14 protein-coding genes are annotated in these 12,908 nt (G+C 64.2%); all 14 read left to right on the top strand.

Annotation, left to right across the window (positions count from 1 at the left end):
• The first annotated feature begins 19 nt into the window (after window positions 1–19).
• The 14 genes from AC1DE1_RS09805 to nuoK all read left to right on the top strand — a co-directional run bounded on the left by AC1DE1_RS09805 (window position 20) and on the right by nuoK (window position 12,906).
• Window positions 20–1,642, top strand: coding sequence for a hypothetical protein (locus AC1DE1_RS09805; RefSeq protein WP_477178220.1), 1,623 nt, complete (start codon window positions 20–22; stop codon window positions 1,640–1,642).
• Window position 1,643: 1 nt separating this feature from the next.
• Window positions 1,644–2,573: a PIG-L deacetylase family protein gene (locus AC1DE1_RS09800; RefSeq protein WP_477175983.1), complete on the top strand. Its 930-nt coding sequence runs from the start codon at window positions 1,644–1,646 to the stop codon at window positions 2,571–2,573.
• 98 nt (window positions 2,574–2,671) lie between these two features.
• Window positions 2,672–3,028: a PilZ domain-containing protein gene (locus tag AC1DE1_RS09795; protein WP_046970154.1), complete on the top strand. Its 357-nt coding sequence runs from the start codon at window positions 2,672–2,674 to the stop codon at window positions 3,026–3,028.
• A gap of 285 nt (window positions 3,029–3,313) precedes the next feature.
• On the top strand, window positions 3,314–3,670 hold the full coding sequence (locus tag AC1DE1_RS09790; protein WP_121880989.1) for an NADH-quinone oxidoreductase subunit A: 357 nt from the start codon (window positions 3,314–3,316) through the stop codon (window positions 3,668–3,670).
• A complete protein-coding gene (locus tag AC1DE1_RS09785) occupies window positions 3,661–4,218 on the top strand; it encodes a NuoB/complex I 20 kDa subunit family protein (RefSeq protein ID WP_046970156.1) in 558 nt (185 codons plus the stop codon). The genes AC1DE1_RS09790 and AC1DE1_RS09785 overlap by 10 nt, the downstream gene beginning before the upstream one ends.
• Window positions 4,219–4,235: 17 nt before the next feature.
• Window positions 4,236–4,964: an NADH-quinone oxidoreductase subunit C gene (locus AC1DE1_RS09780; RefSeq protein WP_441604063.1), complete on the top strand. Its 729-nt coding sequence runs from the start codon at window positions 4,236–4,238 to the stop codon at window positions 4,962–4,964.
• A 2-nt stretch (window positions 4,965–4,966) separates the two neighbouring features.
• Entirely contained in the window at window positions 4,967–6,220 is a 1,254-nt protein-coding gene (locus tag AC1DE1_RS09775) for an NADH-quinone oxidoreductase subunit D (protein ID WP_441604064.1), read from the top strand.
• Window positions 6,221–6,238: 18 nt separating this feature from the next.
• Window positions 6,239–6,766 carry an NADH-quinone oxidoreductase subunit NuoE gene (gene nuoE / locus AC1DE1_RS09770; RefSeq protein WP_046970159.1) on the top strand — a complete coding sequence of 176 codons (528 nt, stop codon included), beginning with the start codon at window positions 6,239–6,241 and terminating at the stop codon, window positions 6,764–6,766.
• Window positions 6,767–6,778: 12 nt separating this feature from the next.
• Complete coding sequence (nuoF, locus tag AC1DE1_RS09765; protein ID WP_441604065.1) at window positions 6,779–8,089, top strand: NADH-quinone oxidoreductase subunit NuoF; 1,311 nt, start codon at window positions 6,779–6,781, stop codon at window positions 8,087–8,089.
• Window positions 8,086–10,407 carry an NADH-quinone oxidoreductase subunit NuoG gene (gene nuoG, locus AC1DE1_RS09760; protein ID WP_477178219.1) on the top strand — a complete coding sequence of 774 codons (2,322 nt, stop codon included), beginning with the start codon at window positions 8,086–8,088 and terminating at the stop codon, window positions 10,405–10,407. Before nuoF ends, nuoG begins: the two co-directional genes overlap by 4 nt.
• Before the next feature lie 4 nt (window positions 10,408–10,411).
• Window positions 10,412–11,440 (top strand): NADH-quinone oxidoreductase subunit NuoH, encoded by a 1,029-nt coding sequence (nuoH, locus tag AC1DE1_RS09755; protein WP_477175981.1) that lies wholly within the window; start codon window positions 10,412–10,414, stop codon window positions 11,438–11,440.
• Window positions 11,441–11,446: 6 nt separating this feature from the next.
• Entirely contained in the window at window positions 11,447–11,938 is a 492-nt protein-coding gene (gene nuoI, locus AC1DE1_RS09750) for an NADH-quinone oxidoreductase subunit NuoI (RefSeq protein ID WP_046970163.1), read from the top strand.
• A gap of 12 nt (window positions 11,939–11,950) precedes the next feature.
• Entirely contained in the window at window positions 11,951–12,604 is a 654-nt protein-coding gene (locus tag AC1DE1_RS09745; protein WP_477179067.1) for an NADH-quinone oxidoreductase subunit J, read from the top strand.
• Window positions 12,601–12,906: an NADH-quinone oxidoreductase subunit NuoK gene (gene nuoK, locus AC1DE1_RS09740; RefSeq protein ID WP_046970165.1), complete on the top strand. Its 306-nt coding sequence runs from the start codon at window positions 12,601–12,603 to the stop codon at window positions 12,904–12,906. Before AC1DE1_RS09745 ends, nuoK begins: the two co-directional genes overlap by 4 nt.
• The last annotated feature ends 2 nt before the right edge of the window (window positions 12,907–12,908 follow it).

The raw sequence follows: 12,908 nt of genomic DNA, 5'->3' as shown, positions 1-12,908 counted from the left end.
GCCTGCCTACGCTGCTCCGATGAAGTTTTCCTCCCAACGCCAGCTCCCCATTTGGCCGTGGATTTCGCTCTTGTTCCTGCTGGTCCTTCGACTGGCATGGCTTAATGCGTACACGCTCAACTCCGACGAAGCGCAGCACGCGCACGTCGCATGGGCGTGGACGCAAGGGCTGCTGCCTTACCGTGATGTTTTCGACAACCACGGCCCACTGTTCGGATGGCTGCACTCGCCGCTGCTGAAGTGGCTGGACAACCGTCCCGACGTGCTGACCTGGCTGCGCCTGGCCATGCAGTTTTGGTATGTGATCGCCCTGGGTTCGGCGGGCTGGATGGCGCAACGCCTCTACGGCTGGCGCGTCGCTGCGGTGGTTGTGCTGGTGGCCGGTCTATTCCCGCGGTTCTTCGTCGTCAGCGGACAGTTCCGCACCGACGACATGTGGATGGCGATGTGGCTGCTCGGCCTGGCGTTCGTGGCGGGCGCACCGCCGCGCCTGTGGCGTTACTTCGTGGCCGGCCTGGCGATGGGCTGTGCACTGTCGGTATCGCAGAAAACACTGGTGCTGCTGGTCACCACCGTCGTCGCGGCCGGCGTGGTGCGGATGATGCGGCCCTCGCACGCGCCGCGGGCCGGTGTGCGTTGCTGGATCGCCGCGTTGCTGGGCGTACTGCTGGTGCCCGCCATTTTTGCCATTTGGTTGGGCACGCACGGTTTGCTCGAAGACGCGTGGTACGGGCTGGCCGAGTACAACATCGGCGGCGCCAACAAACGGCATGCGGCGCAGCAAGGTTTGTGGTTTCTGATTTTTGCAGCGGTGCTGGTGGTGATGTGCGTGCGTGAAGCGCGCCAGCGCTCGGAAGGCGGTTTCGACTGGACCGTGTTCTTTGCCTTGCAGGGCGGTCTGTACCTGCTGCTGATCTGGTTCATCTGGCCGCTCATCACCAAGCAGGATTTTCTCCCTGTGTTGCCGACGCTCGCGATCGCCTCGGCCGGCCTGGCAGCGACGTGGCAATGGCTGAACTCCCGTCCGCGACTGCGCGGCGTGTTGTTGATGGTTTTGCTGGTGGCGGAAATGGCAGCCGTCATTGCCGATGCGCCGCCATGGCAGGACGATCTCGCCGCGCAACGCAATGAACTGTCGACCGTGCTGCGTTACACGAACGAAACCGACACGGTGATGGACCCCAAGGGCGACACGATATTCCGCATGCGCCCTTACTATCCCGTGCTGGAAAGCTTGGCCATGCGGCGCCTGCGCCGTGGGCAGATGGCGGACACCATCGTCGACGACCTGGTCAATCACCGGACCATGCTGGTGGTGTTGCGGCGCCTGCCGCCCTCGAGCGCGCGCTTCGTGATGCTCAATTATGTGGAGGCTGGCGGAGATATCTGGATCGCGGGCCGTATGCTTGCCGATCACCAGCCCCAGCAGACGATAGACGTGAACGTACCCGGAGACTATGTGGTGACCGATGGACACCAGCGCCTCAGCGGCAGCCTCGATGGCGCCGCGCCGGCGGACCACTGGTTCCTGAGCCGCGGCACCCACCATCTGGTGGTGAGCGGCGGCACGCCTGTGGCTTTCGTGTGGTCGCAGGCCTTCGATCGCGGCTGGCGTCCGGCGCCTCCTGTCACAGGGGGCTGACGTGAGCTTGAGCCTCAATGCCAGGACGCGACTGCTGGTCGTCGCGCCGCACCCGGATGACGAATCGATCGCCACCGGCGAGCTGATCCTGCAGGTACGGCAGGCCGGCGGCGAGGTGCAGATCCTCCTGCTCACCAATGGCGACAACAATCCCTGGCCGCAACGCTGGGTGGAGCGCCGGCTGCGCATCGGCGCCGATGAGCGCCGCCGCTGGGGCGAGCGCCGACGTACCGAAGTGACCCAGGCCTTGGCTCAGTTGGGTGTGACGGGCGAGGCGTTGCTGCCCCTGGGCTGGCCCGACATGGGCATCACCAGCCGCCTTTGCGACCAGCTGGATGCCAGCGTCGAGATGGTGAGCCGGCACCTGGAGGCGTTTCGCCCCAACCTGGTCGCCTTGCCCGCGCTGGGCGATCACCACCCCGATCACGGCGCCGCCCATGTCCTGACCCGCCTGGCGGTGGCCCGCGCCAACCTCGAGACGCCGCGCATGCTGGCCTACCTCGTGCACGGCCAGGAGGTCACCGGCAAAGGCCGGGTCAAGCTCGACTCCTCGGTCGGCATCCATGCCACCAAGATGGCCGCGCTGGCCTGTCATCGCAGCCAGATGGCCTTGAGCGGCAAGCGGATGCGCCGTCTGGCGGACCGTGGCGAGCGGTATCAGTCGGTGCGGGGAACCGCTGTTTCCACCGAGTCGGCCGTGCTGCCATGGCAGCCATCTCCTTCGCTCCATCGCTGGTTGCACCTGACCCTGGTCGACGAGCGGGGCGTTCGCCAGTGGCCGTGGCGCCAGGCGCCACTGACCATGGACGGGCAGGGGCGTTACGTATTGCATGGCCTGGACCCGGCCGCGCCTGGGCCGCGCTTCCTCAAGCTGCATATGAATCTGCCATCGCCCTGGATCTTCGACCGCTGGGGCTGGTGCGAGCTCTAGCGCCGTCACATTCCGTCGACATCTCGCTTGTGGCAATGGCCGACCGCTCGCTACGATGCGGCTGAGGGGCACTGCATCAGCGGTGTACAGGAGCAGTCATGAATCCGGCCATTGCCGCCCGCCAGGGCATCATTTCGTTGAAGATCAAGGACACGGCGTCGCTCTACAACGCCTATATGCCTTATCTGAAGCACGGCGGCCTGTTCGCCCCTACCGCCCAGAAGTACGCCCTGGGCGACGAAGTGGTGCTGCTGATCAACCTCACCGATGAAGGCGAGCGCCTGTCGGTGGCCGGCAAGGTGGTCTGGGTGACCCCGGTCGGTGCGCAGGGCAACCGCACGGCCGGGATTGGCGTGCAGTTCAACGAGTCGTCCGATGGCGAAGTGGCGCGTACCCGCATTGAGAACATCCTGGCCGGCCTGACCGGGTCCGAGCGCCCGACGCACACGATGTAGAGCCAGGCTCTAAGACCTTGGTCGCAATGGCTTACGACCGCTGGAAGAAACCCCTGCAAATCTCCTTCCAAACAGCCGTCAAGGCTTGTTGTTGTTAAGCGCACTGATACAATGTCGCGATCCCTCGATTCAGATCGAGGGAAGTCGGACGCTCGCTGCCCCCCAATGCACGTGAACGTGGCGCCTAGCCCTTGGCCCTCGCGGGTCATGCCGAACCCAAGTTCCGCGGACCGTTTCCCCGACGGTCACTGATGCGCCAATGAAGGCGCGGAGGTACGTTTCATCGTGCTTGCCCAATACTGGCCCATTCTGCTTTTCATCGGCGTTGCCGCCGGCTTAGGCGTGGTGCTTCTGGTCATCGGCCTGCTGGCCGGCCCGCGTCGCCCCGAGTCCGAGAAGCTCTCGCCGTACGAGTGCGGCTTCGAAGCCTTTGAAGATGCGCGCATGCGTTTTGACGTGCGCTATTACCTGTTGGCGATCCTGTTCATCATCTTCGACCTGGAAATCGCGTTTCTGTTTCCGTGGGCCGTGGTGTTCACCAAGATCGGCCTGATTGCCCTGGTCGAGATGGCGCTGTTCCTGCTGCTGCTGGTCATCGGCTTTGCTTACGTGTGGAAGAAGGGAGCACTGGAATGGGAGTGATCTCGTCGCTTGACCGGGTGATGCACAACCCGCAGCCGTTGAACCTGGTGGACGACATCCTGCGTCCGGCCGAAGACAACCCTGTCATGCAGCGCGGCTTTGCCACGACCAGCGTCGACGCCTTGATGAACTGGGCGCGCACCGGTTCGATGTGGCCGATGACCTTTGGTCTGGCCTGTTGCGCCGTGGAAATGATGCATGCCGGCGCCGCGCGCCTGGACCTGGACCGCTACGGCGTGGTGTTCCGCCCCAGCCCGCGCCAGTCCGACGTGATGATCGTGGCCGGCACGCTGGTCAACAAGATGGCCCCGGCGTTGCGCAAGGTCTATGACCAGATGCCCGACCCGAAGTGGGTGATCTCGATGGGTAGCTGCGCCAACGGCGGCGGCTACTACCACTACTCGTATTCCGTGGTGCGTGGCTGCGACCGCATCGTGCCGGTGGACATCTACGTGCCGGGCTGCCCGCCAACGGCCGAAGCGCTGATCCACGGCATCCTGCAGTTGCAGAAGAAGATCCGCCGCACCAACACCATCGCGCGTTCCTGACAAAGGCGCAGCAGAGCATGACTGATACCTCTTTCAACTCGCTGGCCGAGCGTCTGTCCGCGCGATTCGGCGAAATGCTGACGATCAGCGTCGTCCGCAACGAAGTCACCGCCGAAGTGGCTGCCGCCGACCTGCTCGCGGTGGCTACCGCGCTGCGTGACGAAGCCTCGTTCCGCTTCGGCGTGCCGATCGACGTCTGCGGCATCGATTACCTCGGCTACGGCCAGACCGAATGGGACACCGAAACGGTGTCCGGCACCGGCTTCTCGCGCGGCGTGGAAGGCGAGGCGATGGGCCGCTTCAAGTGGGCCGACCGCCCGCACGCCGACTCCTCGCCGCGCCGCTTCGCCTCCATCGTTCACCTGCTGTCGCTGGAGAACAACCAGCGCCTGCGCCTGCGCGTGTTCTGCGACGACGACTCGCTGCCGATCGTGCCTTCGCTGACCGGCATCTGGCCGGGCGTGAACTGGTTTGAGCGCGAGTCGTTCGACCTTTACGGCATCATTTACGACGGTCACCCCGATCTGCGCCGCATCCTCACTGACTACGGCTTCGTGGGTCATCCGTTCCGCAAGGACTTCCCGCTGATCGGCAATGTCGAGGTGCGTTACGACCCCGAGCAGAAGCGCGTGGTGTACGAACCCGTGTCGATCGAGCCGCGCGTGCTGGTGCCGCGCGTCATCCGTGACGATGCCGACCTGCAGCAGGCCAAGGCTGAAGCGGCCGATAACTGGCGGAATAACTGATCATGCAAGAGATCCGCAACTACACCATGAACTTCGGCCCGCAGCATCCCGCTGCGCACGGCGTGCTGCGCCTGGTGCTGGAGATGGACGGCGAAACGGTGGTCCGCGCCGATCCGCATATCGGTCTGCTCCATCGTGGCACCGAGAAGCTGGCCGAGTCCAAGCCGTTCAATCAGTCGATCGGCTATATGGATCGCCTCGATTACGTGTCGATGATGTGCAACGAGCACGCCTACGTGCGCTCCATCGAAACCCTGATGGGTATCGAGGTGCCGGAGCGTGCGCAGTACATCCGCACCATGTTCGACGAAATCACCCGCATCCTGAATCACCTGATGTGGATCGGTTCCAACGCGCTCGACCTGGGTGCGATGGCGGTGTTCCTGTACGCGTTCCGCGAGCGCGAGGAACTGATGGACGTCTATGAGGCGGTGTCGGGCGCGCGCATGCACGCGACCTACTACCGTCCGGGCGGCGTCTACCGCGATCTGCCCAATCACATGTCGCAGTACCGCGAGTCGCCCTGGCACAAGGGCAAGGACCTCAAGCGCCTCAACTCCTGGCGCGAAGGCTCCATGCTCGACTATCTGGAAGCGTTCACCAGCGACTTCCCGACCAAGGTCGACGAGTACGAAGAACTGCTCACCAACAACCGTATCTGGAAGCAGCGCACGGTCGGCATCGGCGTGATCCCGCCGGAAAAGGCGCAGGCCTGGGGCATGACAGGCGTGATGCTGCGCGGTTCGGGCATCGAGTGGGATCTGCGCAAGAAGCAGCCGTACGCCAAGTACGCCGAAGTCGATTTCGACATCCCGGTGGGCGTGGGCGGCGACTGCTACGACCGTTACCTGGTGCGCGTGGAAGAAATGCGCCAGTCCAACCGGATCATCCAGCAGTGCGTGAAGTGGCTGAAGGCCAACCCGGGTCCTGTCATCGTGCAGAACTACAAGGTGGCGCCGCCGCATCGCGAAAGCATGAAGGAGGACATGGAAGCACTGATCCATCACTTCAAGCTGTTCACGGAAGGCTATGGCGTGCCTGCGGGCGAGACCTATGCCGCCGTGGAAGCACCGAAGGGTGAATTCGGCTGCTACCTGGTATCCGATGGTGCGAACAAGCCGTTCCGCGTGCACCTGCGCGCGCCGGGCTTCGCCCATCTGTCCTCGATGGACGTCACCGTGCGCGGCCACATGCTGGCCGACGTGGTGGCGATGATCGGTACCTATGACCTCGTGTTCGGCGAAGTCGATCGCTGAGCCCGGAGGAAACCACACATGAAAGCCACCGGAAATTACGCGCAGGTCAAGAATGTCGACCCGCTCGTCGTACTGAACGAACACACTCGTCATCACATCGAAGAGTGGGTTGCCCGTTTTCCTCCTGACCGCAAGCGTTCGGCGCTGATCCAGGCGCTGTTTGCCGCGCAGGAGCAGAACGAAGGCTTCCTCACCGACGAGCTGATCACCGCCGTTGCCAAGTACCTCGACTTGCCCGCCGTGTGGGCGTACGAGGTGGCGAGCTTCTACTCGATGCTCGAGACCAAGCCGGTGGGCCGCAACAACGTGGCCATCTGCACCAACGTCTCGTGCTGGCTCAATGGCGCCGACGACCTGGTGAAGCACTGCGAGCAGAAGCTGGGCATCAAGCTGGGCGAAAGCACCGCCGATGGCCGCGTGTATCTGAAGCGCGAAGAAGAATGCATCGCCGCCTGCGCCAGCGCGCCGGCGATGACCGTCAATGGTCACTACCACGAGCGACTCTCGATCCAGAAGATCGATGAAATCCTCGATGGTCTTAAGTAAGGGCTGGGCGCAATGGCTTACGGACCCGCACCCCAAGAACATCAGGTCGTCTACACCACGCTGCATTTCGACAAGCCGTGGGCGATGGACAGCTACACCCAGGTGGGTGGCTATGAAGCGTGGAAGAAAATCCTCGCCGAGAAGCCCGACCCGACTGCCCTGATCGACGAGATCAAGAAGAGCAACCTGCGCGGCCGCGGCGGCGCAGGCTTCCCGACCGGCCTGAAGTGGTCCTTCATGCCCAAGGGCACCATGCAGAAGTACATCCTCTGCAACTCCGACGAATCGGAGCCGGGCACCTGCAAAGACCGCGACATCCTGCGCTTCAACCCGCATGCGGTGATCGAAGGCATGGCGATCGCGTGCTATTGCACCGGTTCCACCGTGGCTTACAACTACCTGCGTGGCGAGTTCCATCACGAGCCCTTCGAGCATTTCGAAGAGGCGCTGAAGGAAGCGTACGCCGCCGGTCTGCTGGGCAAGAACATCCAGGGCACCGGCCTCGATGTGGACATCTATGGCGCACTCGGCGCCGGTGCCTACATCTGCGGCGAAGAAACCGCGCTGATGGAATCGCTGGAAGGCAAGAAGGGCCAGCCGCGCTTCAAGCCGCCGTTCCCGGCCAACTTCGGCCTGTACGGCAAGCCCAGCACGATCAACAACACCGAAACCTATGCCTCGGTGCCGGCCATCCTGCGCAAGGGTGCGGACTGGTTCCTGGCGCAGAGCAAGACCAAGAACGGCGGTCCGAAGATCTTCTCGGTCTCCGGTTGCGTGCAGAAGGGCGGCAACTTCGAAGTGCCGCTGGGCACCACCTTCGACGAGCTGCTGGAAATGGCCGGTGGCCTGCGTCCGGGCCGCACGCTGAAGGGTGCGATTCCCGGCGGCGTGTCGATGCCGGTACTGCGCGCCGAACAGCTCAAGGGTCTGCCGTTCGACTACGACACGCTGCGTGACTTGAAGACGGGCCTCGGCTCGGGCGCCATCGTGGTGCTCGACGACACCGTCTGCACGGTGCGCTTCACCCGCCGCATCTCGCAGTTCTTCCACAAGGAAAGCTGCGGTCAGTGCACGCCGTGCCGCGAAGGCACCGGCTGGATGCACCGCGTGCTGGATCGCATCGTGGAAGGTCAGGGCACCATGGAAGACCTGCATCGTCTCAAGGCCATTGCCGGCCAGATCGAAGGCCACACCATCTGCGCGTTCGGCGAAGCCGCGGCGTGGCCGGTGCAGGGCTTCCTGCGCCAGTTCTGGGATGAATTTGAGTACTACATCGTCAATGGCCGCTCCATTGTCGACGACAAGCTTGGAGCCGCCGCATGAGTGCGCAGCCCGCAGCACCCAATCTCGACCTTGTGAACATCGAGGTCGATGGCAAGCCCACGCAGATCCGCAAGGGCGCCATGATCATCGAGGCGGCTGATGCCATCGGCATCAACATTCCTCGCTTCTGCTATCACCGCAAGCTGCCGATCGCCGCCAACTGCCGCATGTGCCTGGTGGAAGTGGAAATGGGCGGCAAGCCCATGCCCAAGCCGCAGCCGGCCTGCGCCACCCCGGTGGCCGAAGGCATGAAGGTCACCACGCGCTCCGACTCCGCCCTGAAGTTCCAGAAGGACGTGATGGAGTTCCTGCTGATCAACCACCCGCTGGATTGCCCGATCTGCGATCAGGGCGGCGAGTGCGAACTGCAGGACGTCGCGCTGGGCTATGGCCGCAGCGTGTCGCGCTATACCGAACGCAAGCGCACCATCGCCGACGAAAACCTCGGTCCGCTGGTCGCCACCGAGATGACCCGCTGCATCCAGTGCACGCGCTGCGTGCGCTTCACCAGCGAAATCGCCGGTACGTACGAGCTCGGCGGCATGAGCCGCGGCGACAACCTGCAGATCGGTACCTACATCGGCAAGACCATCGAGACGGAACTGTCGGGCAACATCATCGACGTCTGCCCGGTGGGCGCGCTGACCAACAAGCCGTTCCAGTTCCAGGCGCGCGCCTGGGAGCTGATCGCCAAGCCGTCGGTTGCCTATCACGATGCGCTGGGCTCCAACCTGTGGCTGCACACGCGCCGCGGTGAGGTGCTGCGCACGGTGCCGCGCGACAACGAATCGATCAACGAGTGCTGGCTCTCCGATCGCGACCGCTACAGCAATCAAGGTCTGTACGCGGCCGATCGCGTCGGCGCGCCGCAGGTCAAGCGCAACGGCCAGTGGGTCACCACCACCTGGGACGACGCGCTGAGCGCCGCTGTGGAATCGCTCAAGGCAGTGCCGGGCAGCGAGCTGGGCGTGCTGGTGCATCCGGCCACCACGAATGAGGAAGGCGACCTGCTGGTGCGCCTCGCCCGTGGCCTGGGCAGCGCGCATATCGATCACCGCGTGCGTCAGCTCGACTTCGCCGACAACGCGATCGCCACGGCATTCGCCAAGCCGGTCGCCGAGCTGGACAAGGTCAAGGCTGCGCTGCTGGTCGGCTCGGATCTGCGTCACGAGATGCCGCTGCTCAATCACCGCATCCATCAGGCGGTGAAGAAGGGCGCCAAGGTTTACGCCGTCAATCCGGCGAGCTTCAACTTCAATTACAAGCTGACCGGCGAAGCCATCGTGGCGCCGCAGGCCCTGGTCGATGCGCTGCTGTCGCTGGCCAAGGGCGTGGTCGAAGCGGGTGCCACCGCGCCGGCCGCACTGGCCGATGCGATCCACGCTGCGTCGTGCGACGAGGGCGACAAGGACGCGATTGCCGATCTGAAGAGCGGCAGTGCGGTCGTCATCCTCGGCGAAGCCGCCGTCACGCATCCGCAGGCCTCGTGGCTGCGCGCCGTGGCGCAGTTCATCGCGCAGGCGACGGGTGCCGGTTACAACGAGCTGCCGGTCGGTGCCAATGCCATCGGCCTGGGCCGCGTCGGCGTGCTGCCGGGTAACGGCGGCCTCGATGCCCAGGCGATGCTGGCCCAGCCGCGCAAGGCTTATGTGCTGTACGGCGTCGAGCCGCAGGACGTCGCCGATGGCGCTGCCTTGCTGAAGGCGCTCAAGGGCGCGCAGAAGGTGGTGGCGTTTACCGCCTATGCCAGCGACGCGCTGCGCGAAGTGGCCGAAGTGATCCTGCCGATCGGTCTGCTGCCGGAAATCGACGGCACCCTGGTCAATGTCGACGGCCTCGCCCAGAGCGTGGCTGCCGGCGCCAAGGCGCCGGGCGATGCGCGTCCGGGCTGGAAGGTGCTGCGTGCACTGGGCGGCGTGATGAAGCTCGCCGGTTTCGAGTTCGACGACCTGGCCGGTCTGCGCGAAGGCATCAGCGAGCGTGCGCATCAGCCGCGCGCCGAGCTGGCTTCGCGTCCGTCGGCGGTTGGCTTGAGCCGCCTCGCCACCTGGCCGATCTACCGTACCGATGCCGTGCTCCGTCGTGCGACCGCACTCAGCAAGCACCCGCTCAACCGTGCGCCGGCCGTTCGCATCAATGCGGACGAAGCCAAGCGCCAGGGTCTGGGCGAGGGCGATGCGGTGCGCGTGGCCGATGCGGTGCTGCCGCTGGCGATCGATGCGACCGTGCCCGATGGCGCGGCCTGGATCGAGGCCGCACACGACGACACTGTCTCGCTGCCGCCCTACGGCGCAGCCCTCACCCTGAGCAAGGCGTAAGCACATGGGCGAACAGATCTTCAACCAGGTGGTCATGCCGGTCATCTACATCCTGTGCATCGTCCTGCCGTTGGTCATCACGGTGGCGCTGTACGTGTGGTGGGAGCGCAAGGTGCTCGGCTGGATGCACGTGCGCATGGGGCCCAACAAGGTCGGCCCGTTCGGCCTGCTGCAGGCCTTTGCGGACGTGACCAAGCTGCTGATCAAGGAAGTCATTCTTCCGACCAGCGCGAACCGGACCCTGTATTACATGGCGCCGCTGCTGGCGCTGATCCCGGCGCTGGCCGCGTGGGCCGTGATTCCCTTCAACGACAAGATGGTGCTGGCCAACGTCAACGCGGGCCTGCTGTACCTGCTGGCGATGACCTCGCTCGGCGTGTACGGCATCATCCTGGCCGGCTGGGCGTCCAACTCGCGCTACGCGCTGCTGGGTGCGATGCGTTCGGCGGCGCAGGTGATCTCGTACGAGCTGGCCATGGGCCTGTGCCTGGTCTGCGTGCTGGTGCTGGCCGGTTCCTTGAACCTCACCGACATCGTGCACGCGCAGGCCGGCAGCAAGGGCATCCTTGACTGGTTCATGTGGCCGCTGCTGCCGGTATTCATCATCTACTTCATCTCGGGCGTCGCCGAAACCAACCGCGCGCCGTTCGACGTGGCGGAAGGTGAATCGGAAATCGTCGCGGGCTTCCACGTGGAGTATTCGGGCTCGGCCTTCGCGCTGTTCTTCCTGGCCGAATACGCCAACATGATCCTGATCAGCTTCCTGGCGCCGATCCTGTTCATGGGCGGCTGGCTGTCGCCGTTGCCCGCTTCGTGGGGCATCGTGGGGCAGGCGAGCGTGCTGTGGCTGTTCGTCAAGGTGTTCGTTTTCGCCTTCATGTTCCTGTGGTTCCGCGCCAGCTTCCCGCGTTACCGCTACGACCAGATCATGCGTCTGGGCTGGAAGGTATTCATTCCCATCACCATCGTCTGGGTCCTCGTCGCCGGCTGCATGAAGTTTTTCGGCTGGGTCACCGTCGGCACGGGAGGCTGAAGAAACATGTCCCGCGTAACTCACTATTTCAAAAGCCTGCTGCTCATCGAGCTGTTTAAGGGCTTGGGTCTGACCATGCGTTACATGTTCAGCCCCAAGTACACCATGCGCTATCCGATGGAGCACATCCCCAAGTCCAACCGCTTCCGCGGCCTGCATGCGCTGCGTCGCTACGCCAACGGCGAAGAGCGTTGCATCGCGTGCAAGCTGTGCGAGGCGGTGTGCCCGGCGCTCGCCATCACCATCGACTCCGCCCCGCGCGAGAGCGACGGCCAGCGCCGCACCACGCGTTACGACATCGATCTGTTCAAGTGCATCTTCTGCGGTTTCTGCGAAGAGAGCTGCCCGGTCGACTCGATCGTCGAAACGCATATCCATGAGTACCACTTCGAGCAGCGTGGCGAGAACGTGGTGACCAAGCCGCAGCTGCTCGCCATCGGCGATCGCTTCGAGCAGGACATCGCGGCTGCCCGCGCTCAAGACGCCGCGTATCGCTGAGGACGGGACATCATGATCGATACGAATATGTTCCAACTCGTGTGTTTCTACGCCTTCGCGGCCGTCACCGTGGTGGCGGCGCTGGGCGTGATCACGCTGCGCAACACGGTGCATGCCGTGCTGTCGCTGGTGCTCACCTTCTTCAGCACCGCCTGCATCTGGCTGCTGGCCGAAGCGGAATTCCTCGCCATCGCCCTGATCGTGGTCTACGTGGGCGCGGTGATGGTGCTGTTCCTGTTCGTGGTGATGATGCTGGACATCAAGCAGGAACACGTACGCGAGGGTTTCATCAAATACCTGCCGGTCGGCATCATCGTGGCCCTGGTCATGCTGGGCGAAATGCTCGCGCTGATCGGCGTGCGTGCGATGCACCAGGCCGTGATGGGCGCCGATCCGGCCACCGTGGCTGGCATGTCCAACACCGCCTGGCTGGGCACTGCGCTCTACACGCAGTTCCTGCTGCCGTTCGAAGTGGCCGCACTGATCCTCACCGTGGGTGTGGTGGCTGCCGTGGTATTGACCCTGCGCCAGCGCACCGGTGTGCGTCACCAGCAGGCCTCGCAGCAGGTTCGCGTCAACCCGCGTGACCGCGTCCGCGTGGTGAAGATGGCCGCGGAAGTTCCCGTCGCGCCCCAGTCGGCACCGGGCAAGGAGACCACCCCATGATCACGCTTTCGCACTTCATCGTGCTCGGCGCCGTGCTGTTCTGCATCGCGCTGGCCAGTCTCTTCATCAACCGCAAGAACGTCATCGTGTTGCTGATGTCGATCGAGCTGATGCTGCTGGCGGTGAACATCAACTTCGTCGCGTTCTCCCGTTTCCTGGGCGACGTGGCGGGGCAGGTGTTCGTGTTCTTCATCCTCACCGTGGCTGCGGCGGAAACCGCCATCGGCCTGGCGATCCTGGTCCTGCTGTTCCGCAACCGCAGCACCATCAATGTCGCCGAAATCGACAGCATGAAGGGCTGACC

It is taken from the genome of Dyella sp. 05T440, from assembly GCF_056395965.1.
Note: the sequence above shows the minus strand (reverse complement) of the source record. Positions and strands in the feature narration are given on the sequence as shown.